The organism is Natronocella acetinitrilica (assembly GCF_024170285.1).
GTDB classification, from domain to species: domain Bacteria; phylum Pseudomonadota; class Gammaproteobacteria; order Nitrococcales; family Aquisalimonadaceae; genus Natronocella; species Natronocella acetinitrilica.
Genome location: NZ_JALJXV010000001.1, coordinates 582,194 through 605,799, shown reverse-complemented (window position 1 = coordinate 605,799; position 23,606 = coordinate 582,194). Strand labels below are relative to the sequence as shown.

The 23,606-nt window shown below is 66.0% G+C and carries 18 protein-coding genes; 7 read left to right on the top strand and 11 right to left on the bottom strand.

Annotated features, from left to right (window positions below; all coding sequences use genetic code 11):
• Positions 1-65: 65 nt before the first annotated feature.
• From J2T57_RS02865 to J2T57_RS02845, 5 genes are all read right to left on the bottom strand, one after another.
• Positions 66-3,347, bottom strand: coding sequence for a transglutaminase family protein (locus tag J2T57_RS02865; RefSeq protein WP_253473897.1), 3,282 nt, complete (start codon positions 3,345-3,347; stop codon positions 66-68).
• Positions 3,340-6,528 carry a transglutaminase family protein gene (locus J2T57_RS02860; protein ID WP_253473895.1) on the bottom strand — a complete coding sequence of 1,063 codons (3,189 nt, stop codon included), beginning with the start codon at positions 6,526-6,528 and terminating at the stop codon, positions 3,340-3,342. Before J2T57_RS02860 ends, J2T57_RS02865 begins: the two co-directional genes overlap by 8 nt.
• A 45-nt stretch (positions 6,529-6,573) precedes the next feature.
• Positions 6,574-7,530, bottom strand: a complete 957-nt coding sequence (locus J2T57_RS02855) for an alpha-E domain-containing protein (protein WP_253473892.1) — start codon at positions 7,528-7,530, stop codon at positions 6,574-6,576.
• Entirely contained in the window at positions 7,530-8,975 is a 1,446-nt protein-coding gene (locus J2T57_RS02850) for a circularly permuted type 2 ATP-grasp protein (RefSeq protein WP_253473889.1), read from the bottom strand. Before J2T57_RS02850 ends, J2T57_RS02855 begins: the two co-directional genes overlap by 1 nt.
• A gap of 222 nt (positions 8,976-9,197) precedes the next feature.
• Complete coding sequence (locus J2T57_RS02845; protein WP_253473886.1) at positions 9,198-9,956, bottom strand: CDP-alcohol phosphatidyltransferase family protein; 759 nt, start codon at positions 9,954-9,956, stop codon at positions 9,198-9,200.
• Between the two features lie 247 nt (positions 9,957-10,203).
• Between J2T57_RS02845 and J2T57_RS02840 the strand changes: the two genes are divergently transcribed.
• Genes J2T57_RS02840 through J2T57_RS02820 form a run of 5 tightly spaced genes read left to right on the top strand, consistent with a single transcriptional unit; the run spans position 10,204 to position 14,389 of the window.
• Positions 10,204-11,199: a zinc-dependent alcohol dehydrogenase gene (locus J2T57_RS02840; protein WP_253473883.1), complete on the top strand. Its 996-nt coding sequence runs from the start codon at positions 10,204-10,206 to the stop codon at positions 11,197-11,199.
• 13 nt (positions 11,200-11,212) lie between these two features.
• Positions 11,213-11,620 carry a 6-pyruvoyl trahydropterin synthase family protein gene (locus J2T57_RS02835; protein ID WP_253473881.1) on the top strand — a complete coding sequence of 136 codons (408 nt, stop codon included), beginning with the start codon at positions 11,213-11,215 and terminating at the stop codon, positions 11,618-11,620.
• Positions 11,617-12,681 carry a glycosyltransferase family 4 protein gene (locus J2T57_RS02830; protein WP_253473878.1) on the top strand — a complete coding sequence of 355 codons (1,065 nt, stop codon included), beginning with the start codon at positions 11,617-11,619 and terminating at the stop codon, positions 12,679-12,681. Before J2T57_RS02835 ends, J2T57_RS02830 begins: the two co-directional genes overlap by 4 nt.
• Positions 12,678-13,475, top strand: a complete 798-nt coding sequence (locus J2T57_RS02825; RefSeq protein WP_253473875.1) for a methyltransferase domain-containing protein — start codon at positions 12,678-12,680, stop codon at positions 13,473-13,475. Before J2T57_RS02830 ends, J2T57_RS02825 begins: the two co-directional genes overlap by 4 nt.
• On the top strand, positions 13,472-14,389 hold the full coding sequence (locus J2T57_RS02820; RefSeq protein ID WP_253473872.1) for a lysylphosphatidylglycerol synthase transmembrane domain-containing protein: 918 nt from the start codon (positions 13,472-13,474) through the stop codon (positions 14,387-14,389). The genes J2T57_RS02825 and J2T57_RS02820 overlap by 4 nt, the downstream gene beginning before the upstream one ends.
• On the opposite strand, the gene J2T57_RS02815 is transcribed toward J2T57_RS02820, so the two are convergent.
• A complete protein-coding gene (locus J2T57_RS02815; protein WP_366519054.1) occupies positions 14,376-15,173 on the bottom strand; it encodes a RibD family protein in 798 nt (265 codons plus the stop codon). The two genes, J2T57_RS02820 and J2T57_RS02815, sit on opposite strands and share 14 nt — an antisense overlap.
• 91 nt (positions 15,174-15,264) lie before the next feature.
• Between J2T57_RS02815 and ribA the strand changes: the two genes are divergently transcribed.
• Positions 15,265-16,371, top strand: coding sequence for a GTP cyclohydrolase II (gene ribA / locus J2T57_RS02810; RefSeq protein WP_253473869.1), 1,107 nt, complete (start codon positions 15,265-15,267; stop codon positions 16,369-16,371).
• A gap of 8 nt (positions 16,372-16,379) precedes the next feature.
• On the opposite strand, the gene J2T57_RS02805 is transcribed toward ribA, so the two are convergent.
• Genes J2T57_RS02805 through J2T57_RS02785 form a run of 5 tightly spaced genes read right to left on the bottom strand, consistent with a single transcriptional unit; the run spans position 16,380 to position 22,274 of the window.
• On the bottom strand, positions 16,380-17,189 hold the full coding sequence (locus tag J2T57_RS02805) for a creatininase family protein (protein ID WP_253473866.1): 810 nt from the start codon (positions 17,187-17,189) through the stop codon (positions 16,380-16,382).
• Between the two features lie 47 nt (positions 17,190-17,236).
• Positions 17,237-17,998, bottom strand: coding sequence for a DUF3726 domain-containing protein (locus tag J2T57_RS02800; RefSeq protein WP_253473863.1), 762 nt, complete (start codon positions 17,996-17,998; stop codon positions 17,237-17,239).
• Positions 17,979-19,754: a hypothetical protein gene (locus tag J2T57_RS02795; protein ID WP_253473860.1), complete on the bottom strand. Its 1,776-nt coding sequence runs from the start codon at positions 19,752-19,754 to the stop codon at positions 17,979-17,981. Before J2T57_RS02795 ends, J2T57_RS02800 begins: the two co-directional genes overlap by 20 nt.
• Before the next feature lie 21 nt (positions 19,755-19,775).
• Positions 19,776-20,828: a dipeptidase gene (locus J2T57_RS02790; protein ID WP_253473857.1), complete on the bottom strand. Its 1,053-nt coding sequence runs from the start codon at positions 20,826-20,828 to the stop codon at positions 19,776-19,778.
• Between the two features lie 9 nt (positions 20,829-20,837).
• On the bottom strand, positions 20,838-22,274 hold the full coding sequence (locus J2T57_RS02785) for an aldehyde dehydrogenase family protein (RefSeq protein WP_253473854.1): 1,437 nt from the start codon (positions 22,272-22,274) through the stop codon (positions 20,838-20,840).
• 127 nt (positions 22,275-22,401) lie between these two features.
• On the opposite strand from J2T57_RS02785, the gene J2T57_RS02780 reads away from it, so the two are divergent.
• On the top strand, positions 22,402-23,313 hold the full coding sequence (locus J2T57_RS02780) for a LysR substrate-binding domain-containing protein (RefSeq protein WP_253473851.1): 912 nt from the start codon (positions 22,402-22,404) through the stop codon (positions 23,311-23,313).
• Positions 23,314-23,606: the final 293 nt, after the last annotated feature.

The following is a 23,606-nucleotide window of genomic DNA, read 5'->3' as shown; positions in this document are numbered from 1 at the left end:
GTGTCTCTGGGGGCCGCACCCACAACCCGTCCTTGCCCTGGGCACCAAAGTGCACGGGACACGGGCTAACGGCGGGTGTCGCCAAGATCAAGCAGGTAGGGGAAATCCGGGTCGAACTGCGGCTCGCCCACGGGCTGCTCCATGGGCGCATCCGACAAGGGTTCGACCCGCCCGCCGGGCCGCTCGCGATTAAGCACCGGTGCCGCCCCGGCCTGATCCGTGGGCGGCCCGGCGGCCACAGTCCAGGGCATGTAGGGTGCGGCATGGGTCGTCTCGGCCCGGTCCCATCCCGCCGGAACCGGCGGAAAATAGTTGAGGCCACCCATGCGCTCGCCACGCCAGGCATCCATCAGCTCGAAGCTCAGGCGCTCCACCGATGGCACGGCAGGGTAAAGTGTGGAGGGTGGATCGAACACCTTGAACCGCACGCCCGCGACGGCCTCACCCCGCACGCCGGTGGGTTGCAGCGGCACCGGACGGCCATTACAGAGCAGGCGATGACGCCCTGGCGTGTAACCACGCAACTCAACCTGCAGCCGACTCATGGCCGGATCGATAAAGCGTGTCATGGCCCCACCCGCAGACTCTTCCGCCAGCACCGGCCAGGGTTCAAGGGCCGGCCGCAACTCCAGGCTCACGCCATGCAAGCGGGCCGTGCCAAGCCTTGGGAAGGCATTGTCCACCAGCGGCTGGAACCAGGCGTCGTCAAGCACCTGGCCGGTGCCGCGCAACTCCTTGAGCACGCTGTCCAGATCGTCCTGGAGGATACGCGGCAGCATATAGCGGTCATGCAGGGCCGTTCCCCAGTCCACGAATGGCCGATGCTCCGGTCGTGCCACCAGGTGGGCAACGATGGCCCGCAGAAGCAGACCCTGCAACGCCGCGAACTGCGGATGCACAGCCACCGCGAAGCTCTGCAGCGCGATCTGGCCAAGGCGATTGCCACCATCGCCGGCCGGGAACAGGGCATTGATGCAGAACTCGGCCCGATCCGGATCACCGGTGGGATCAACCAGCAGATGCGAGAGGACACGGTGGCCGATCCAGGGCCGATTCGGCGAAGACTCCGGCAGCCGCTCCAGCGCAATTTCCAGTTGGTAGCGCGCGTCTTCCCGGCCTTCATCAGGTCGTGGTGCCCAGGAATCGGGACCAACCCGAGGGCCGGCAAACAGGTAGGACAGACTGGGGTGCCGCTGCCAGTAACGAATCAGTGAACGCAGCAGACCGGGACGCTGCAGTAGCGGGCTGTCCGCCGGTCGTGGGCCACCCAGTGTCCAGACGGCGCGTTGGCCGATGACATCCAGACCACCGCTGTCCCGCGCCAGCCCGGCCACGAGGCCAAGGTGCCCGGCATCCTCGTGCACGCAGCGGATCCATGACTCCAGTTGCTCCCAGTCGTTGGCAGGCGGCAGATCGACATGGAGTATGCCGGTCTCAGGCTCCAGCACGAGCCGCCGAAGCCTGGGATCCTGCGGCGGCTCGTAGCCCTCCACCATGACCGGCAGGGCTATGCCGTCCGCCGCCGTCTGCACCGCATGGAGCAAGCTCTGATACTGCTCCGCGTCGGCGGTGGGTGGCAGAAACACGTAGAGCACCCCATCCCGGCACTGGGCACACAGGGCGGTGCCCGGCGAGGTTGTCACCGCCGACCGCGGGGCCGGCTGGGGGGACGTCGCCAACTCGCCAAGGTCGGGCAAGGCATCCCAGGGGGACACGGGCGGCATGGCCTTGCGCAGGGGGGTCTCCGCCACGGGAAGCTCGTTCAGCGGTAGGCGATAGCCCATGGAGGAGTCACCTGGCAGCAGGCAGATACGTCCACGGCGCGTCGCCCAGGGCCCGGTCTCCCAGACCTGTTCCCGGGCATGCCAGGCAAACGGCAGGACATGGCCACTGGCGCTGTCGACCTGCCCGGCAAGCTCTGCGGCGAGCCGCTGCCGGGCCACGGGGTCACGCAGGATTTCGGGCGACGGTCTGGCCACCGATTCGCCGCCTTCGGCCCGTAGGGCGTAGAGATGATCTTCCCAGGCAGGTAGCCAGGACTTGGGCGGCAAGCCAAGTGCCCCTGCCAGCAGGCGGGTGAATCGCGCCAATTCTTCCGCTGGCGCAATATCCGGTGGTGGCCTGTCCTGCGTATCCGGCCTGTGCCAGAGCGAGCGCTGGTCGCTGCGCCCGATGCACAGCAGTCGCCAGCGCGGCAGGGGCTCGCCACCATACCAGTCGCCCTGGGCCAGGTGCAGGACAGCGCCTGGCATCAGTGCATCCCGCAAGGAGCGCAGAAGCCGATTGGCCAGCCGCCACTTGTCCGGCCCCTGGGCAGTCACCGACCACTCCCGGGTCCGGCCCGGGTCATCCCGAGTCAAGGCCATGCGCAGGCCCTGGGCCAGGGCCACGCCCTGGCCACCGAGGCACTGATCGACGGCTGAGCCGGCCGCGCGTATGCGCTGCCACTCCACATCCGCGTAGGGCCAGCTTGACGCCTTCGGCAACAGGCGGCGCACGGTCACTTCTTCCGTGACCGTCTCGTTGCAGGCCTCGCGATAGCCGGACAGCGGCTGCATGCGGCCGGGGTTGGGTGCGGTGGCGAGCGGGATGTGGCATTCCGCCGTAAAAAGGCCGAGGCTCGGATCCAGGCCAACCCAGCCTGCACCCGGCAGGTAGACCTCGCCCCAGGCGTGGATCCGCGCCTGGTCATCGTCATCATCCAGCAGTGCGACGTGGTAACCGGAGCAATAGCGCGTCGCAAGCCCCAGTGACCGCAAAGCCGCGGTCAGCAACCAGGCAAGATCCCGGGCGCTGCCGGCCCCATCGGCAAGTACGGTGTCCAGGTCCGGTGGCGCCACGGCCGCGGCGACCATTGGCAGCAGCTGGAACTGCCCGGCCAAGTGGCGTATCAGGGTATCAAGGCGGTCCAGAGTCGCCATGCCTGAGCGATCCAGACCGGCCAACCAGCCCGCCAGACGGTCACCGCCCTGCACGGGACGCAGGTAGGGGGCAAGCTCCTTGCGCAACTGCTCGGGGTAATCGAACGGATGCGCGGTGGCCTCGCCTTCCAGCAGGAAGTCAAAGGGATTGGCTGGCTCCAGTGCCGCAATGATCTCGACATCCACCTCGGCGCGGCTGACCGGCTCGGGGAAATCCAGGCGACCCAGGTGATTCTCGAAGGGGTCTCGCACCCAGTTCAGGAAATGCGCTTCCGGCGACACCCTCAGGCTGTAGGCCTCTATACGGGCCCGACAATGGGGCGCGGGGCGAAGCCGCAGCCAATGTGTCGACAGGCGCACCGGCCGGTCGAAACGGGCGTCGAGACGATGTCGCAGGGCGATGCGTGGCACCTGGCTGTCAGTCATGCTGCCCCTCCCGCCGCAGATCAAGCGTGTGCACCAGGTCATCGGCTTGCTGCTCACCTCCCGGTCGTGCGGGAACGCCGGCCTTGTGGCCCCACTCCCAGAAACGGCTGATTCGCCGTGACTCCGCTTCAAAGGCGTTCACCGGGAAAGTTTCGTAGGAGCGCCCACCAGGATGGGCCACGTGGTAGACGCAGCCACCCACCGAGCGGCCGAGCTTCATATCCACCAGATCGAACACCAGCGGCGCATCGGTCTCTGCGGTGGGGTGGAAGCCATGGTGGGCGGCCCAGGCCTTGTAGCGCACGCCGGCGACGAACACGCCGGGCGTCGTGGTTGCCTGCAGTGGCAATGGCCGGCCATTGCAGGTGACGCGAAAGCGCTCGGCATCGAAGCCCGAGCAACGCAGTTGCAAGCGCTCGGCAGAGGAGTCCACGCTGCGGGAGGTGGACTGCACCGAACTGCGGTCCTCGATGACTGGCCAGGGCTCCAGGGCCATGCGCAGTTCCAATTCCACACCCTGGTAGCGAACCCGGCCATAAACCGGAAAGCGGAACTCCTGGAAAGCCTCGAACCACTCGAGCCGCACCGGGTAACCGGCGGCATTGAGTTCACCGATCACCTCCGAGAAGTCTTCCCAGACGTAGTGCGGCAGCAGATAGCGATCGTGCAGCAGCATGCCCCAGCGTACCAGCGGGCCGTGGCAGGGCTGCTTCCAGAAGTGCAGCACCATCACCCGTAGCAGCAGCATTTGAGCAAGGCTCATGCGGGGGTGGGGTGGCATCTCGAAACCCCGGAACTCCAGCAGCCCCAGACGGCCGGTGGGGGAATCGGGGGAATACAGCTTGTCGATGCTGAACTCCGAGCGGTGGGTATTGCCCACGAGGTCGGCCAGGCAGTTTCGCAACGCCCGATCCACCGTCGATGGGTTGGTCTCGGCGGTGATGGAGGCTAGCGCCCGCTCCAGCATCAGCACCGCCTGATCGCCCCGCTCGTCCACCCGCGGCGCCTGCGAAGTGGGGCCGATAAACAGCCCGGAGAACAGGTACGACAGGGACGGATGACGTTGCCAGTAGGTGACCAGGGAGCGCAGCAGGTCCGGCCGACGCAGCAGGGGGCTGTGTTCCGGTGTGGCTCCACCCAGTGTGACGTGATTGCCGCCACCCGTGCCGGTATGCCGGCCATCCAGCATGAACTTCTCGGTGCCAAGCCGGGCCTGCCGTGCTTCCTCGTAGAGGGTGACCGTGGTGTCTTCGAGTTGATCCCAGTTGGCCGCCGGATGAATATTCACCTCGATCACGCCGGGATCCGGCGTGACCTTGAACACCTGCAACCTGGGGTCGCTGGGCGGCTCCGCGCCCTCGATCAGCACCGGCAGTCCAAGCTTCGCGGCGGTTTGCTCGATGCTGGCCAACAGATCGCGGTAGTGATCCAGGCTCTCCAGCGGGGGCATGAAGACCCGCAGTTGGCCATCGCGGGCCTCAACACAGAGCGCGGTGCGGGGAACCTTGATAACCGTCGGCGCATCCGCCGACGATGGCGGGCCACCGGGTGCGTGGTCCAGATCCTCATCCGGCAGGTCGTGCACCGGCAGGCGGAAGCCCATCGGTGCCCCGCCGGGCAACAGGTACATGGCATCACGACCAAACCGCCAGGGGCCACCCGCCCAACGCTTGGTGCCGGTGTCCCAGCGCAGGGGCACGGCATAGCCGATGGGCGCATCCAGGCCACGGGCCAGGGCCAGGCTGAGGTCGTCGCGGAACTGGCGCGCCCAGGGCAGCACGATATCGTTGGCATCCACGGGGCTGGACGCCTCTTTCCAGAGGTAGTGCAGCCAGTCCTCGTAGCCGGGCGCGACCCAGTCCTGCCTGATCCCGAGACTATCCGCCAGGGCCTGGGCAAAAGCTGCCGCATCCTCGACGCCTCGCATGGCCTGGGCCTGCTCATCGGCAATTAGCCGTTCATCGCTCCACAACGGCTCGCCGTCCAGCCAGAAACAGCCGAGGGCCCAGCGGGGCAGCGGTTCGCCGGGGTACCACTTGCCCTGACCGAAATGCAGCAGTGCGCCGGGGGCCAGGCGTTGCTGCAGTCGCCGCAACAGGATGCCCGCGCGATGGCGCTTGTCCTTGCCCAGGGCCTCGGTGTTCCACTCCGCACCCTCCATGTCGTCGATGGATACGAAGGTCGGCTCGCCGCCCATGGTGAGGCGCACATCCAGCGCGTCCAGCTCAGCGTCGACCCGCCGCCCCAGGGCCTGCACCGCCTGCCACTGGTCATCGTCGTAGGGGTAGGTGACACGGGGGTCCTCGTGAACCCGGGTGACCTTGTTATGGAAATCGAAACTGACCTGGCACGGGTCGCTGAAACCGGTGACCGGTGCCGCACTCACCGGATCCGGCGTGCAGGCCAGGGGGATATGGCCTTCGCCGGCAAACAGCCCGGAGGTGGGGTCGAGCCCCACCCAGCCGGCGCCAGGGATGTAGACCTCGGCCCAGGCATGCAGGTCGGTGAAGTCCGCCTCCGGGCCGGAAGGTCCATCCAGTGACTTTTCGTCGGACCGGAGCTGCACCAGGTAGCCGGACACGAACCGGGCCGCGAAACCCAGGTGACGCAGGATCTGCACCAGCAGCCAGCCGCTGTCGCGGCATGAGCCTATGGCTCGCCCCAAAGTCTGTTCGCAGGTCTGCACGCCGGGCTCCATGCGCACGGTGTAGCCAATGTCCTGCTGCAGCATCTGATTGAGTTCAACAAGGAAATGGACGATGGGCCGACGCCGCCGGTCGACCTTGCGCAGCCACTCCTGGAGCAACGGCCCGCTCTCACCCACCTCGAAGTAAGGCTCCAGCGCGTGGTTCAGCAGGGCATCGTAGCGAAACGGGTAATGCTCGGCGTACTGCTCGACAAAAAAATCGAAGGGGTTGATGACCGTGAGTTCCGCCGTGAGGCGGACGTCGATGACCAGGCGCTCCACCGGCTCCGGAAACACCACCCGGGCCAGGAAATTACCGAACGGATCCTGCTGCCAGTAGATTCGATGATCCGCCGGCTCGATGTGCAACTTGTAGTGATGCAGCGGCGTACGGGCGTGGGGCGCCGGCCGCAGGCGCACCAGGTGCGGCGACAGCCTGACTGGGCGGTCGAACTGGTAGGCGGTGTAGTGCTCGATGCCGACGTGGATAGCCATGCGGCGAGGTTCCCTCCAGGAACTGGCGGCGATGCGATGGGACGATCAGGCAGTGGCGGGCAGACCGCCCGGCTGTCGCTCCACCAACACCCAGGTCGCCACGATCTGCTCGTGAACGTCGTTGATACCCGTCTGCAGGTTATCCATCAGTTCGTGCAGCTCTTCCAGCGTCATGGCGCCCGTGTTGGCCTCGTTGATGCGACGCTGCAGGCGGGCGATGGCACGCAGCGGTGCGTCGTTGCGAGGCAGCATGCGCAGGCAACTCTCTGCCGCCGCAACCGCATGGGCCACCGAGCGCGGGAAGTCGGAATCCTGCAACAGGAAGCGCACCACCTCGTCACCAATGACCCGCGGAATCACGTGTTGCCGGTACATCTGATACGCAGACAGCGACTTGAGCACGTTCACCCAGAGCAGGTTGTCGTATTCCGTGGGGCTTTCCTTGCGCGGCAGCAGCAGGTAGACAGCGCTGTCGACGATACGGGTGGTCATGTCGGCCCGCTCCAGCTCCAGGCCCATGCGCACGAAACGGTAGGAGGCGTCATGGCTCATGGTGCCGGACAGCAACCCGGTGATCTGCTGACAGCGAAAGATCACCGTCTGCAGGAATTCGAACCGGTGCTTGCGAGCCAGGGAGCGTTGCAAGTGCTCCTTCACGTACAGATACAGCTTGTTGGTATGCTCCCAGGCCTCCGTCGGCAAAAGCTCACGGGTGGTGCGCACATTTTCGCGGGCGGCACGCACCGAGGTGAAAATCGAACCCGGATTGTCGTCGTCCGCCAGAAGAAACTTCACCACGTTGCGTTCATCCGGGTTCTGGTACCGGCCATAGAAGGGTTCGGTGGCTCCGGCGATGTCCACGAGGCTGCGCCAACTGGCGTCCACACTCTTGGGCATATCCATGATTTCGTTGTTGTAGGCCCCCACCAGACGGGCAGTGTTCTCGGCGCGCTCGATGTAGCGCCCCATCCAGTACACACGCTCTGCAGCTCTAGAAAGCATCAGCCCTGCTCCAGTATCCAGGTATCCTTGCTGCCCCCACCCTGGGAGGAATTGACCACGGTCGAGCCCTTGCGCAGGGCCACCCGGGTCAGGCCACCGGGGGTCACGTACATGCGATCGCTCTGCAGAATGAAGGGCCGTAGATCCACGTGGCGCGGCTCTACCGCACCATCGATCACCGTCGGCACCGTGGACAGTTTGATCAGCGGTTGAGCGATGTAGTTGCGTGGGTCCGCCTTGATTCGGCGGGCGAACTCGGCACGCTCCTTCTTGCTGGCGGTCGGCCCGATCAACATGCCATAGCCGCCGGACTCGTTGGCCGGCTTGACCACCAGCTTGTCCAGATTGGCCAGCACATGCTCGCACTCCTTTTCCCGGTAGCACACGTACGTGTCCACGTTGGGTAGCAGCGGTTCCTGATCCAGATAATAGCGAATGAACTCCGGCACGAATGCGTAGACTACCTTGTCGTCGGCCACGCCGGCGCCGGGGGCATTGGCCAGGCCGACGTTGCCGGCCCGCCAGGCACGCATGAGCCCGGGCACGCCGAGGGCCGAATCCTCGCGAAACACCTCGGGGTCCAGGAACAGGTCGTCGATGCGCCGGTAGATCACGTCCACCCGCTGCAGGCCATCGATGGTTCGCATGTAGACGCAGTCATCGTCGCCCACCACCAGGTCCGCACCTTCCACCAGCTCGGCGCCCATGTGCTGGGCCAGGAAGGAGTGTTCGAAATACGCGGAGTTGAAGATGCCGGGGGTCAGCACCACGACCTCGGGATAATCCAGTGGCCGCGGCGAGATCGCCGCCAGCATGTCGAATAGCTGGGTCGGATAGTCGCTCACCGGGCGGATGCTGGAATTCTCCAGCAGCTCGCCGAAGACGCGCTTGGTCAGCACCCGGTTTTCCATCATGTAGGAGACACCGGAAGGCACCCGCAGGTTGTCTTCCAGCACCAGGAAACGCCCCTTGTGGTCGCGGATCAGGTCGGAACCGCAGATATGCGCCCAGACACCATGCGGCGGTTTGATGCCCACGCATTCCTTGCGGAAGTTCACCGAGTTGGCAAGCAGTTCCGCCGGGAAAACGCCATCCTTGACGACTTTCTGCTGGTCATAGATATCGGCGATGAACATGTTCAGTGCCTGCACCCGCTGGCGCAGACCGGCATCGACGGTATCCCAGTCCCCGGAGTCGATGATTCGCGGGATAATGTCGTACGGCCAGGAGCGATCGATATTCTCGCCCTCGGAATAGACCGTAAAGGTAATACCCATCTCCACGATAGCGGCGTCAGCGGCCCGCTGGCGTTCGCGGATTTCCTCGGTGGACAGTGAGTCGAGGTAGGTCAGCAGTTCTTTCGCCTGCGGCCTGATTGCCCCCCGCGGAGTGATCAGCTCGTCGTAAAAGCCCTTCGCGTTATAGTTCTTCCAGTCGATATCCATGCATGCCCGTTCCTGTCACCGCGCAGTGGCCCGACCCGGCACCGGGCCGCCCCGCCGAGCCACATATCCCCCGGCTCGACCGGACTGAGAGTAGAGTAAGGCTGGCAGGACTACCAGCCTGCCCGCAGCAAGACCGCATTGCTGTAACAGTTTGGTGCAATTGCCACAAATTGGTGCACCCTCGCGACAGTGGCGGAAACCACCATCACGGCACAAAAGGCGTCAGTGACCGCCCTGGCGCATCAGCCAGCGACTGTCCACCGCGAACGACCAGACCAGCAGAGCCAGGGCCAGCAACGCCATCGATGTTGCCAGTTGCACCGGCACAATGGGCGCCAGGCAAAGCGGCAGGGCGATGACCTGGATGACGCAGACGGTCTTGCGCCGAAAGCTCTCCGGCAGAGGTTGTCGCAGTGCCGGCAAAACCCAGCCCGCTGCCACGAAACCGTAGCGGAGCAGCCCCACCAGCAGCACCCAGGCCGGCGCCTGCCCCGTGCGCCAGACCAGAAAGGCAAGCAGCAGGATCAGCGCGGCATCCAGCTCCATATCGAAGCGGGCACCGAAGGCGGTGGAGGTGCCTGTGCGCCGCGCCACCAGGCCATCGACACCGTCCAGCAGCAGGGCAGCCACCGCCAGGACCACCACCCACCAGATCAGGGAGTCAGGCCATGGCCCGTGTCCGATCAAGCCGGCGATCAGCAGCACCGGCACTGCACGAACCAGGGTGACCCGATTGGCCCAGCCGATGCCGGGCCCGGGCGCAGTGGGCGGCAGACGCACGTGGAGTAACAGCGCCAGCAGCAGATAGAGCACCACCGCCTGCAGCAGGTGCGCGCTGTTGAAGGGCGCCAGCAACGCGAGGCTCGCGCCGCCAAGACCCAGGAGCAGCAGCAGACCACCGGATAAGTCCAACAACCTTTGTCCCGGCGCTCCGGCACTGGGCGGTGTCATCATCTGCGGTGTCGAGGTGGAACGATTCATGGGCACTGGAATTATGTGTCTAAGGTGATCTTCGGAACCTAAAGGAATCGCCAAGTTCCTATACTGGCAGACCGAAGCGCCGGGGGCATGGCCAACCACGGCGTTCGATCCGGCGCTTTCGGGGTCGGGGTTGCCGCTCATGGACCGTCAGCGGCATGGACGCCGCTGTCGAGCCTACATGGATGTATTCACGGCGTGTCCATGAGCGGCAACCCCGACCCCGAAAACGCCGGCCACCACAGACCACATGGCCACTGCCTGGAGCCACACCATGGCCGACACCACCCGCAGTTTCTGGATCGAATCGCCCGGTGAGGGCCGCATACGGGACGCAACCCTGCCCCGGCCCGGCCCCGACGACGTCATGGTACGCGCCCTCTACTCCGGCATCAGCCGGGGCACCGAGACCCTGGTGTTCGCGGGCCGCGTACCCGCCAGCCAGTACCAGGCCATGCGTGCCCCGTTCCAGGAAGGTGAATTCCCCGGTCCGGTGAAGTACGGCTATATCTCGGTGGGCACGGTTGAGCAGGGTCCCGACAGACTCCGCGGCCGCGACGTGTTCTGTTTGTACCCGCACCAGGATCGCTACCCGGTGCCCGCCACCGCCGTAACCCCCCTGCCTGACGGGGTGCCGCCGCAGCGAGCGGTACTTGCGGCCAACATGGAGACCGCCGTCAACGCCCTGTGGGATGCACAACCGCGGATCGGCGAGCGTATCATCGTGATCGGCGGTGGTGTGCTGGGCATGCTCGTTGCCTGGCTCTGCAGCCGGATACCGGGCACCGACACCACGTTGGTGGACGTCAACACGGCCCGGGCGGCCACCGCCGCAGCCCTCGGTGTGGATTTCGCCACACCGGGCACGATGTCCGGCGAGGCGGATCTGCTGATCCACGCCAGCGGTCATCCCTCGGGACTGGTCAGCGCCCTGGAACTGGCCGCGCCGGAGGCAAGAATCATCGAACTGAGCTGGTATGGGGAGCAGGCGGTACCGCTGCCCCTGGGCGAAGCCTTTCACTCCCGCCGGCTGACAATTCGCAGCAGCCAGGTGGGACGCCTACCGGCGGATATGGCACCTCGATGGGACTACGCCCGGCGCATGGCCGTAGCCCTCGGGCTGCTCGCCGACCCGGCGCTGGACGCGCTGATCACCGGCGAAAGCCCGTTCGAAGAACTTCCCGAGGTGCTCGCGCGTCTGACCCGGGAGCCCGGGGACACCCTCTGCCATCGTATTCGCTACTGACCCAGGAGTCGGAATGTACAGTCTGAATGTCCGTGATCACTTCATGATCGCCCACAGCTTTCGCGGCGAGGTCTTCGGCCCGGCCCAGAAACTCCATGGCGCCACCTACGTGGTGGACGCCACCTTCCGGCGTCGCGAACTGGACCCGGACGGCCTGGTGGTGGACATCGGCCTCGCCGGGGAGACCCTGAAGTCCACGCTGGCGGACCTCAACTACCGCAACCTCGATGATGAACCGGCGTTCAGCGGCCAGAACACCACCACGGAGTTTCTTGCCCGGGAGATCCACCGCCGACTGGTCCAGGCCATCCACGCCGGGCGTCTCGGTGAGCATGCCCGGGGGCTGGACGCGGTGTGCGTCACCTTGAATGAATCCCATGTGGCCTGGGCCAGCTATGAGCACGGGCTCGAACCAGCGTGACCCGGACAGCGCTTCAGTGGCACCTGCTCATTCCCGGGCCGCTGGATCAGCGCACAGGAGGCTATGTCTACGATGCCCAGCTGGTAAGGGGATGTCGGGCGCTTGGGCACCAGGTGGCGGTGCACAGCCTGCAGGGACGGTTCCCGGAGCCCGATGAGGCTGCGAGTCGGGACATGGCTGCAGCCCTGGCAGCCTTGCCTGATGATGCGCTGGTCGTCATCGATGGCCTGGCTCTGGGTGGTCTACCGGCGGTGGTGGCCACCGAGGCGCAACGACTGCGGCTGATCGCCCTGGTGCATCACCCCCTCTGCGATGAGACCGGCTTGTCGGAACCCGCCCGGCAAGCCCTGTTCGAACGTGAACGTGCAGCACTTGCCGTTTGTCGCGGCGTCGTCGTCACCAGTGGCTTTACAGCGCGACGCCTCACCGATTTCGACGTGGCAGCGCGACGCATACACGTCGTTCCCCCCGGAGTCACCGCAGCCCCGCAAGGACCGCAGCGTGATGACAGCAGCGCCGGTGCGCTGCTCTGCGTTGCCACAATCACCCCCCGCAAGGGGCAGGACTTGCTGGTCCAGGCACTGGCCGGACTGCGCGACCTGCCATGGCAATGCCGCCTGGTGGGCAGCGTGGAGCGGGATCCGGCGTATGCTGCGCAGGTCCGCTCGGCCATCGCCGGCAACGCGCTTGGCGAGCGTATCGAACTGGTCGGGGAAATTGACCCGGGGGCACTCCGGGCGCTGTATCGTGACGCCGGCCTGTTCGTGCTGCCATCCCATTACGAGGGCTTCGGCATGGTATTCATCGAGGCCATCAACCACGGCCTGCCGGTGGTCGGAACCACAGGCGGTGCGCTGCCGGACACCATTCCGGCGGATGCCGGTTTGTTGGTGCCGCCCGGTGATGCCACTGCACTGGGCCATGCCCTGAGAGACTGGCTGACCGATGAGGCCCTGCGATCCCGACTGCGCGGGGCGGCACGTCGACGCAGCCGGGAGCTACCGACCTGGGATGATACGGTGGCGTCCTTCGCTGAGGCCCTGGGAGAACTGGCGGCATGACAGAGACCTTTGATGCGGACTGGCTGGGCCTGCGCGAACCGGCGGACCACGCCGCCCGACCGGCGGAGATTCTCGACATGCTGCGACATTGGGCAGCTGACCGGGAGCCCTTGCGCGTTGTCGACCTGGGGTCCGGCACCGGCTCCAATGTCCGCTTTCTGGCGCCACGGCTACCCGAAGCCGGTCAATGGCTGCTCATCGACCACGACGAGCAGTTGCTGGCCCGAGCCTGCGCCTCCGCTGGTGCAGCAGTGCAAACCACCCGGATGGACCTGGCCGATGGTGCGAGGCTGCACGTCCTTGATGCCGATCTGATCACCGCATCTGCCCTACTGGACCTGGTGGGCGAGCAATGGCTAAGGACGTTAGCCGCAGTCTGCGCCGGACAGGCGGCAGCCGGGCTCTTTGCGCTGAGTTATGACGGAGTCATCGAATGGACTCCGGCCTTGCCAGCGGACGACGCCGTGCGGGTCGCGGTCAACGCCCATCAGCGCCGGGACAAGGGCTTTGGCCCGGCGCTCGGTCCCGCTGCAGCGGCACAAGCGGCTGCGGCCTTCGAAGCGCTGGGCTATCGGGTGTTGCAGGCCGAGAGCCCCTGGGATCTCGGCCCGGAGCAGGCGGCGTTGCAGGAACAACTCATGGACGGCTGGGCGGATGCCGCGCTGGAGCAAAGCCCCGCCATGGCCGAAGCGCTGGCGGACTGGCAACAGGAGCGCCGGCGGCTGATCCGAGCCGGCCTGAGCCGCGTTCGCGTCGGTCATGTGGACCTGCTCGCGGTGCCGCCGGACCCATGAACGGGCACCCCCTTGCCATGATCGCCAGAATGGCCGTCAGCCTGGGCCTGCTACTGCTGCTTGCCTGGCTGCTGGACCCTGCCGTGATTGTTTCGACACTGGCCGGGCTGCATCCGGGCTGGGTGACGGCGGCGCTGGCCATCACCATCGCGCAGACCCTGCTATCCGCCTGGCGCTGGCGCTACACGGCCTCGCGGCTCCGGCTGGCGATGCCCGTGCCATTCGCCGTGCGCGAATACTATCTTGCGAGCTTCATCAATCAGGTTCTGCCGGGAGGCGTGCTGGGAGATGTGGCTCGCGCCTGGCGGCATGCCGGGCGAGCCCACCGACGCCGGGCTGCCGTGCACGGTGTGATTCTGGAGCGTGGCTCCGGTCAGCTCGCCATGGCCCTGATCGCCGTGGCCAGCCTGTTGGTTCTGGCGGATGTGCTGGCCGTCCGGCCCTACCTCTGGGTGCATGCAGGCCTGCTGGCCTGCATGCTGACGTGGTTCGCCCTGGGGAAACTGCTCTGGCAACAACGAAGCGGGCGCGCACTGGTGCTGGATCTGCGCCGCGCCCTGCTCAACCGCAACGCCCTGCCAGTGCAACTGTTTACCTCCCTGACCGTGGTCCTGAGCTACCTGCTGGTTTATCTGGCCGCGGCCCGGGCCGTAGGCGATGCGACGCCGACGCTGCAACTGCTGCCCCTGATTCCGCTGGTGCTGCTGGCCATGCTCATCCCGGTCAGCTTTGCCGGCTGGGGTCTGCGCGAGGGCGCTGCCGCGGCCATCTGGGCACTGGCCGGGCTTGATCCTGCGCAGGGTGTGGCCATCGCCATCGCCTACGGCCTGCTGGTGCTTGCCGGGACGCTACCGGGGGCACTGGTGCTGTGGATGGAAACCCGGCGGCGGACGGCGCTGGTCAGTCCCAGCTGAACTCGTAGAGCGTGTCTTCTCCCAGGTAGCGGCGACGGCAATTGGGGCGGAGCGCCTCATCGAGGCTTGCAATCTCGGGTAAACTGATACCGTGGATACCGGAGCCGATGAGCATGGGGGCCACGGTGATGTAGAGCCGGTCCAGCACGCCGGCGTGCAGACAGCGTGAGACCGTTTGGCCACCGCCTTCGATCAGAACCCGGCGCAGACCGCGCTCGCGCAGACACGCCAGCAGCACCCGGGGGTCCAGCCCCTCCTCGGTGATCGGCACGGCCAAGGTCTCCACTGCAGTGGTGGCCGGACGCAGACCAGCACCGTGACACAGCAACGTCGAGGCGGCGCCGTCGGTGAACAGCCCGTGCTTGGGCGAGAGCCGTCCATGGGGGTCCAGCACCACCCGAACCGGGTTTTCGCCAGTCACCTCTCGCACGGTCAGTCGCGGATCATCCGCTGCAACCGTCCCGGCGCCCACCACCACTGCGTCGCTCAAGGCGCGCAGGCGGTGGAGGTGGCGAATATCGTCGGGCCCGGTGACGAAGTGGGAATGGCCAGTGCTGGTGGCGATGCGACCGTCCAGGCTCTGACCAAGCTGGGCGACTACAAAGTCGGCTCGGGCGGCAAGCGGCGCGTAGAGCTCGAATAGTGCAGCGGCCGATTCATCCGCCGCATGGCTCGCCCACCACTGGCCATCAGCAGACGGACGGAAGGCGACGCCGCCGGCCCGGCGCTCAGCGGCGCGGTCCCGTAGTAACGTCCAGGCCAGGTTTTCGTCTATCCGTGTCATTGGGTCCTCGGTTAACATCAAATGCTGGCAAATCGCACTTCAAGGCACATTACGTGTCTACAAGCGATTGCCACCTGCAGGGAACTGGAGCATGCAACAGGCAGAACGCGCAGTATTCGATATCAGAAGAGGGCAACCGGTTCACATTTCCGGTCCCGAGGCGGGTGTGCTCGTCGCAGCGGTGGAGGGACTGACACCTGCCCTGATCAATCGCCTGCGCGTTCTGGGGTGCGAGAAAACTCGACTGGCGGTGACGTCGCATCGGGCTCGCTGGACCGGAATTGCCAATCATGCCAGCGCGGCCATGAGCCTGCTGCTGCCCGACGGCATACCGGTTTCGGAGATCGTCGACCTCTGCACCGCCCGCCACGACACCACACCAGCGGAAATCGCCGACCGCGCCCGCCCGGTCACGCCGCTGGAATCAGCGGCACTGGCGGTGGTCCGTGCCAGCCGCCTGCTGCCTGCGGCCCTGGTCACGGGCACCGGCCCGGTGCACCGCGAGGAACTCGCTGCCCTTATCAAGGATGGCACCATACTCGACGTGCCTGCAGATCAGGCCCTGGCCCTGGCCAGCAGCCCCCGACTGCAGGTCAGCGAGACCAGCGATGCCATCGTGCCCCTTGCCGATTCCGAGGAAAGCCGCTTCGTGCTTTTCCGCGAAGCCAATGGGGTTCAGGAACATGTGGCGGTCCTCATTGGCGACCCCAAGACATGGCCGAACCCGGTGCCGGTGAGGCTGCATTCCGCCTGCCTGACCGGCGATCTGTTCGGCAGCCTGCGCTGCGATTGCGGGGAGCAACTGCGGGGCAGCGTGCGGGAGATTGCCAACACCGGAGGCGGCGTCCTGCTCTACCTGGCCCAGGAGGGGCGCGGTATCGGTCTCGCGAACAAGCTGCGTGCCTACAGGCTGCAGGATCAGGGCATGGATACGGTGGACGCCGACTGCTCGCTGGGCTTTGGCGCCGACGAGCGCCGCTACGAGGCTGCGGTGGAGATGTTACAGACCCTGGGCATCGATCGGGTACGACTGCTGACCAACAACCCGGACAAGGTGCGCGCCCTGCAAGAGGCAGGCATCGACGTTGCGGACCGGCAGCCGTTGCTTGGCAAGCTCAACCGGCACAATGCCCGCTACCTGACCACCAAGGCGGATCGCGCCGGTCATTTCCTGGAAGAACTGCTGCGCAAGGCCTGAGGCCGGCGTCAGCCCTCGCTGCCAAGGCTTGCCAGCGGGAAATCGCGGGCATCCCGCAACACATCCGCGAGCGCCGCCGCATAATGTGCCACCAGTAACTCGCCCAGTGCCGGATCCGCCCGAAGCGCATCACCCACAACGCCGGCTGCGTTGAGGTCCTGGGCCATCCAGGAGAACGATGCGTCGCCCCCCGGTCCGACTCGACGCAGGTCACGCTCCAGGGTCTGCCCCAGGGAGACCGCCGTGGTGGCCTGGGCCATATCCACGGCATCGGGTCGCAGATGCAGCATCATGGCCGTCTCGATGGTGCCGCCATGGAGCCCGTGGCGGAGTTCCGCAGCCGACAGGCCCAGGTCATCCGGCAGCGGCGTGCGGAAGTAGTTGGCCTTGACCACCAGCAGGCCGTGATCCCTGCGCAGATACAGACCGGCCAGATCCAGCACCTGACGATTGCCCCCGTGACTGTTGTGCAGAACCAGGCGCCGTACGCCGGCCCGGGCAACAGCTGCGCCGTACTGGCGGATGGTGGCGATGGCGAGTTCCGGGTCGAGGCTGAGGCTGCCGGCAAAGTCCTGATGCTCCATGCTGGCTCCCACCGCCATGGGCGGCAGCATCCACAGGGGAAAATCAGGCTCCAGTTCCCGGGCTGCGGCCTCCAGCAAGCCGATGCCGATGTCGTAATCCGTGGATAAGGGCAGATGCGGGCCGTGCTGCTCGATGGCAGCCACCGGCAACACCACCACCGGATCTGACTCTGCAAGCGTGGCCGCCTGGCCGGTGGTCATGTCCTGCCAGTGGCGCAGCGCGATATCGGCCATGAAATGGTCTACCTCCGAGTGGAACCGTATCGCTGAGGCTAACCGGTTCAGTCACCCGGTGAAAGCTCGCCGGCTCCGCGACGCGACTGCTCGGACGCAGCCACCAGCACCCGTCGGGCGAGAATTCCGAGGCGCTGCCAAAGGGCATCGTCCAGCGTGATGCCATGCTCGATGCAGGCAGCTTCAGCAGCGTCCAGGCTGGCCCCCTCGACGGAGAGCAGCACGCGCTCCGATGCCTCGTCCAGGTGCAACTGGGGCAACAGGTCGAGATTACGGCTGAAAACCAGGGTGAGCCCCTGATCGAACACATCGCCACTGGAAACGCTTGTGGTCCAGGCGCGCAGGGTGGGGGCTCCATCCCCTGCTCGCAGCGACGCCACGTAACGTCTGGGGTCGCGCCGCGCATTGCCCCAGGACGCCAGCACGCTGACGCCCAGGCTCGCGCTGCGGGCAAGGTAGCCGATGATGAGCAGGCGATTGTGGCAGTGCTCGAGACGGACCGTGGCCAGGGCAACATGCCGGGCCATGGCGACACCGGCATCCACCGCCAGGGCGCCGCCGGCAAGCACGCTGGCGCCACCCGCGTCGAACACCCGCAACCCGCTGGACCGGAAAAGTGTCCGTGGCCGGGGATCCGTCTCCTGGTCCAGGAAGTCCAGCGCCTTTTCCAGTTCCGCCAGCCCGTTCAGGCCATGCAGCTCCAGCCAGGCCACCATGGCGGCGGCGTCCTCGCGGTCGCCGGGGGCGAATCCCAGCCCTTCGAAGGCCTTTCCGACGGTGGTCAGCAGTTCATTGGCAGATATTTTCACCAGTGGCCTCGCCGCCCTCCGGCATCACCGGGAAACACCAGTCGGGATCAGGCTCGTGGTGGAGTTCATCCGGCAGCGGCGCCCCCTGGAATAGCGTGATACGGACCCAGCGGTCGGATCGCGGATCGAACTTGGTGGCTCCGAAAAAGGCAAGCTTGCACCGCAGCAGATGGATGGGCAGGCAGTCGACGGCCAACAGGTTGGCCCGCACTTCGCCGTAGTGCAGGTCGCCCACGTTCTGGACGCGTCGGACGATACCCCGATGTTGCGGGTAGTCGATGAGAAAATCCACCACGCCGGCCTCGGGCTGGTGTCGCAGGAAGGCTGCAAGATCGCGGTGGCAGCCAGCCACCAGCCGGGCGATACCCAGGTCCATTTCCCGTTCGGCACCCGGCTCCTCGTGGCGCACCCCGAGCCGGGGTTCCTCTTTTTCCTCCGAGCGGTACCAGAAGTAGTGCATCTGATCGGGCTGATCGAAATCGTAGGCCAGGGCCCAGACATACCGGCTTTCCACCAGTTGCTTGAGGGTCTGCGCTGACATGTCCGGGCGCAGATCATCCCGCTCCGGGGCCAGCATGTCGTCTTCCAGCGAGTCCACCAGTTCCGGATGGAGCTCAAGCAACAGGCTTACGAGCAGCTCCTGGGTTTCAACGCTCCAGCGTCGCCGGGCGCTGGTGAAAAGGCGCCGCCAGGGGCTGTCGGGCAGTGCCGCGTGCCGTCGCTGCCAGCGAATCCAGCGCAACAGGCTCCCCAGCTCGCGAATGGTGATCTGATTCGCCGCCTGCTGTGCCGGATCGTCGGCAAGCCACTGTGCGACGTGAGTGCGGGCGCGCCGGGTCAGGACCTCCAGACGGTGAAGCAACTCCATGGATGGTGTCCGTGACGCGCTCAGCACCCTGGCCAGCCCGCGCTCCCGGTTCCAGACCCAACGGTTGATGAGCCGCGGGTGGCGGATCAGGAAAGGCGCCATGCCAAGCCCGGTGGAGTTGCCGATACCCAGGTACCGGGCCATGGCCCGATCCATGGGGACTGCGGTCCGCGGTGACTTGCAGCGGGCCATGTGTTCGATCTGGTCCAGGCTGAAGGCGCGCACCAGGTAGACCGTCAGCATCTGGGCGCTGAACGGTCGGGCAAAAGCGGGCCAGCGCTGCAGCCGGGCGAAATCGGCAATGCCGAACTTGCCGTTGCCGTAAACAGCGGTGGTGCGATACAGGTAGCCGACCCGTGCGAACCAGGCCGGGTCGGGCTGCTCCCCCGCCGCCAGCCGGTCCAGCACGGCGTCGAAATTGCGCGCGCTGCGGTTGGCCCGGGACAGCACTAGCACCCGGCTGTCGCAACGCCCGGCTTCCTGACGCGGCACATTGGCCGCAAGTTCGGCAAGATAGGCATCGTCCACTGGCGCCTGACACAGTGCGCAGGTGAGATCCCAGCGTTCGGCAATGACGCGGTCGCTGCGCTCCTCGGGGCGCAGCTTGTCGGCGAAAACCACGAAGTCGAAATCGCCATCGCGGGTTTCCACGCGATAGATGGCCTTGCCGCAGCCATGGCTGTCCAGGTCGAATCGCAACCGTCGGATCCGCCAGCGCTGGGCGCACATCTGCCGCACCAGGCTGCGCACAAAACTCAACCGTGACTGGTGCCCGCACCCGAGACGGCCCAAATCCATGACCTCGGCCGCCGGTCGCAAGTCCTCGTCCGGCGCGTCCGTCGTGGCCTCGCCAGGAGCGCTCCCTGTCGCGTGCATTACCGTCGCCATCCCGCGCCTCCGCAAGGGGAGTCAGGCGGAACGCGGTTGCGTCCCGTCCTCGAGTATCCGGTACCAGTTTCCTCCCATGATGCGGGCAATGTCATCCTCGCTGAAGCCGTGGGCGAGAAGACCCCTGGTGAGCTGGGGAAAGTCCGCAGCGTTGCGGAACCAATCCGGTTGCGTCGGCCAGTCGGGCTGCTCTGCAGAGCCCTCGCCATAGTCCAGCTCCCGGGCCCAGCGGCCATTGCGCATCCAGGTGAGAACCTCTGCCGGCTGCTGCTGACACAGATCGGTGCCGATACCGATATGCTCGATACCCATGAGATCGGCGGTGCGGGCGATCATGTCGCAGTAGTCGGCCAGGGTGCAGTCGCTACCACCACGCAGATGGAAGGGATAGGCGCTGAAACCGAGCAGGCCTCCGGACTCCGCCAATGCGCGCAACACCGCATCGGACTTGTTGCGCCTGGCAGGGTGAAACGATGCCGGATTGGCGTGGGAAATGACGATGGGCCGCCGCGACAGCTCGATGGCCTCCAGCGTACTGCGCTCGGCGCTGTGGGACATGTCCACCAGCATGCCGACACGGTTCATCTCGGCGATGACCTGCCGGCCGAAGCGGGTGATCCCGCTGTCCACCTCTTCATAGCAGCCGGTGCCAAGCAGGCTCTGGTTATTGTAGGTGAGCTGCATGACGAAGACCCCTAGCTGACGGAAGATCTCCACCAGGTCAATGTCGTCCTCGATGGGCGAGCAGTTCTGGAAGCCGTAGAAAATGCCCACCCGGCCCTCATCGCGGGCCCGCCGAATGTCGCTGATCTCGCGAACGGGGCGTATCAGGTCCGCGTGAACCTGGTAGCGCCGGTTCCACTCGCCGATCCGACTCAGGGTCTCCCGCGCCAGTTCGTGGTAGGCGATGGTCACATGCACCGCGGCGAGACCGCCTGCCCGAAGCTCCTCGAGAACGCCGCGGTTCCAGTGCGAGTACTGGAGTCCGTCAACGACCAGCATCGCGTCATGCAACTCGGCAGCGCGCCGCTCCAGATCCTCGCCTTCTGGCACCTGGGCTGGGGTGGAATCCATGGGACCTCCTCAGGCGCGGATATAGCTGGTCTTGACGGCGGTGTAGAACTCCCGGGCGTACTGTCCCTGTTCCCGTGGACCAAAACTCGAGGCCTTGCGACCGCCGAAAGGCACATGAAAATCGGTGCCGGCGGTGGGCAGGTTGACCATCACGCAGCCGGTCTTTGCCTCGCGCCGGAAACGGGTGGCGTAGTGCAGGGAGTCGGTCACGATGCCCGCTGTGAGCCCATATTGGGTGTCGTTGACCACCGCGAGCCCCTGTTCGAAGTCGTCGATGGGGATGACCGCCGCAACGGGGCCAAAGATCTCCTGGCGGTTGACCTCCATGGCGTTATCGGTGTCGGTAAACAGGCAAGGTGACAGGTAGTGGCCGGGTGTCGACAGGCTGAGGCGCTCGCCACCGCAAACCCTGGTGGCACCAGCCTGCTCGGCGCTGGCAATCGCCGACAGGATGGACTTCAGGGCGGCGCCATCCACCACCGGGCCCATTTGCGTAGCAGGATCGGTGGCCGGACCCACCACCATGCTCCGCAGCCGCGTCGACAACTTGTCGACAAATGCATCATGCACAGCCCGATGCACCACGAGGCGAGACGAGGCGGTGCACTTCTGGCCGGTGCCTGAATAACCGCCGGCCAGCGCCGCCTCCACAGCAAGGTCCAGGTCGGCGTCGTCCATCACCAGCAGGGCATTCTTGCTGCCCATCTCCAGCTGGCAGCGCACCAGGTTCGCCGCCGTGGCGCTGGCGACCCGCCGGCCCACGGATAAGGATCCGGTGAAGCTCAGCGCGTCGATATCCGCGCTGCTGATCAGTGCCTCACCGACGCTGCCACCGCTGCCCATGACCAGGTTGAAGGTGCCGGCCGGAAGGTTCTGTCGGCTGATGATCTCGGCGAGGGCCCAGGCGCTGGCTGGGACCAGGTTGGCCGGCTTGAACACGACGGCGTTGCCATAGGCGAGTGCCGGCGCGATTTTCCAGGCGGGAATGGCGGTGGGGAAATTCCAGGGGGCGACGATACCGACCACCCCGACGGCCTCGCGTCGGATATCCACCTCGATACCAGGGCGTACGGAATCCGCCGTCTCCCCCATCTGTCGGTGGACCTCGGCCGCGTAATAGTGGAAGAAGCGCGCCGCGCGCTGCACCTCGCCGACGCCTTCGGCCAGGGGCTTGCCTTCCTCCCGGGACAGTAGCGTACCCAGTTCCTCGGCGCGCTCCTGCAATTCCTCGGCGATAGCCTGTAGCACTGCATTCCGCGCTTCCAGCCCCACGGCCTCCCAGGCGGGCTGGGCCTGGCGTGCGGCCGCGATGGCTTCCCGCACCTGCTCGGCATCGGCCTGCGCATAGTGGCCGATGATGTCGTTGGTGTCCGACGGGTTGTGATTGGCGATGGCGCTCTCGCCGTCCTGCCAGCGTCCGGCGATGAAGTTGGCGTATGCCGCCATGCGGCCTCCTGGGTGTTACGGGCACATGCCGGGCGCAGCCCGACGGTCTGCTTGCATCTTCGCAGGGTAGCGAGGCGGCTTTCCATTTGAGAACTTTATTTTCTATATTGTGCGATCAGGTTTGCTAATGAGCCAGGTTCACCCGATGCACCCTGATCTGTCCATGGCCCAACTGCATCATTTCATCCTGGTCGCCGACCTGAAGAGTTTTCACGCGGCGGCGGAGCAGGCGTTTCGAACCCAGCCTGCGATCTCCCTCTCCGTCAAGGAGCTGGAACGGCGGCTTGGCGAGCCGCTGTTCGAGAAGAATCGGAAAGTCGAGCTGACACCTTACGGCGAGCGATGCCTGCCCCTGGCCCGAGCCCTGGTGGACCATTATCAGCAGGTCAGTGGCGAGATGCTGCGACTCGCCAACTGCGAGGAAGGAGCGGTCAGCATTGCCGCTGTGCCCTCTGTGGCGTCACGGCTTCTGCCGGGCATCCTGGCGGAGTTCGCTCGCAACCACCCGGAGATTCGCCTGACGGTGAAGGACGGCAGCGCCCGCGAGGTGCAGGGTATGGTCAGTCGGCGGGAGGCTGACTTCGGCATCTGCAGCCTGTGGGAAGACGATCCGAGCCTGTCCTTCACACCACTGCTGCGTGACAGTATCGGCGTGGTGTGCCGGGGCGATCACAGGCTTGCGGGGCTTGGCCGGGCGCTGGTCTGGAATGATCTGCAGGGGGAGCGGCTCATCGAGAACGGCACCACGCGCCTGCTGGACAATCCACAGGCCCAGGCGGCCATTGCCGAGAGTCACTTTGCAGTGTCCAACATGATCAGCCTGATTGCCATGCTGGAGGCGGGTCTCGGCATCACCACGCTGCCCCGGCTGGCCTTCCCCGGCGACAACGAGTCGCTGGTGTTTCTGACGTTGGACGAACCGGCGGTAGAGCGCTGTATTGGCATCCTGACGCCCCGGGACCGCTCATTGACCCCAGCCGCCGCTTCGCTGCTGCAGACCACCCGCGATCAGCTCGTATCGGCCACCGCTGCCATATAGCGCCACCCCTTGGCTTCCAACGATCTGTTTACCGGCAACGCCAGCGCCCGAGCGAAGCCATACACCCTGCAACTGCCGACCCCTGGGGCGGTGGCATGGATCGGGGAACGCCGGGTGGGCCCGCCCCGCAGGGACACGCCGTAAACCCATCCATGGGGGCTCGACAGCGACATCCCTGTCGCTGACGGTCCCTGCGGGGCGGGCCCACCCGGCGTTCGTGCCAACTGGCGGCTGCCAGAGCTCACCTTTCGGGGTAGTTGGCAGGGGTGGGGATGCGATTACAGCCGCGGACG

Bases quoted from the DNA above. Each gene is read 5' to 3' on its own strand.
- J2T57_RS02860 (WP_253473895.1), bottom strand. From the start codon at position 6,528: ATGGCTATCCACGTCGGCATCGAGCACTACACCGCCTACCAGTTCGAC.
- J2T57_RS02840 (WP_253473883.1), top strand. From the start codon at position 10,204: ATGGCCACTGCCTGGAGCCACACCATGGCCGACACCACCCGCAGTTTC.
- J2T57_RS02845 (WP_253473886.1), bottom strand. From the start codon at position 9,956: ATGAATCGTTCCACCTCGACACCGCAGATGATGACACCGCCCAGTGCC.
- J2T57_RS02865 (WP_253473897.1), bottom strand. From the start codon at position 3,347: ATGACTGACAGCCAGGTGCCACGCATCGCCCTGCGACATCGTCTCGAC.
- J2T57_RS02855 (WP_253473892.1), bottom strand. From the start codon at position 7,530: ATGCTTTCTAGAGCTGCAGAGCGTGTGTACTGGATGGGGCGCTACATC.
- J2T57_RS02790 (WP_253473857.1), bottom strand. From the start codon at position 20,828: ATGGATTCCACCCCAGCCCAGGTGCCAGAAGGCGAGGATCTGGAGCGG.
- J2T57_RS02820 (WP_253473872.1), top strand. From the start codon at position 13,472: ATGAACGGGCACCCCCTTGCCATGATCGCCAGAATGGCCGTCAGCCTG.
- J2T57_RS02815 (WP_366519054.1), bottom strand. From the start codon at position 15,173: ATGACACGGATAGACGAAAACCTGGCCTGGACGTTACTACGGGACCGC.
- J2T57_RS02835 (WP_253473881.1), top strand. From the start codon at position 11,213: ATGTACAGTCTGAATGTCCGTGATCACTTCATGATCGCCCACAGCTTT.
- ribA (WP_253473869.1), top strand. From the start codon at position 15,265: ATGCAACAGGCAGAACGCGCAGTATTCGATATCAGAAGAGGGCAACCG.
- J2T57_RS02780 (WP_253473851.1), top strand. From the start codon at position 22,402: ATGAGCCAGGTTCACCCGATGCACCCTGATCTGTCCATGGCCCAACTG.
- J2T57_RS02795 (WP_253473860.1), bottom strand. From the start codon at position 19,754: ATGGCGACGGTAATGCACGCGACAGGGAGCGCTCCTGGCGAGGCCACG.
- J2T57_RS02785 (WP_253473854.1), bottom strand. From the start codon at position 22,274: ATGGCGGCATACGCCAACTTCATCGCCGGACGCTGGCAGGACGGCGAG.
- J2T57_RS02850 (WP_253473889.1), bottom strand. From the start codon at position 8,975: ATGGATATCGACTGGAAGAACTATAACGCGAAGGGCTTTTACGACGAG.
- J2T57_RS02825 (WP_253473875.1), top strand. From the start codon at position 12,678: ATGACAGAGACCTTTGATGCGGACTGGCTGGGCCTGCGCGAACCGGCG.
- J2T57_RS02805 (WP_253473866.1), bottom strand. From the start codon at position 17,189: ATGGCCGATATCGCGCTGCGCCACTGGCAGGACATGACCACCGGCCAG.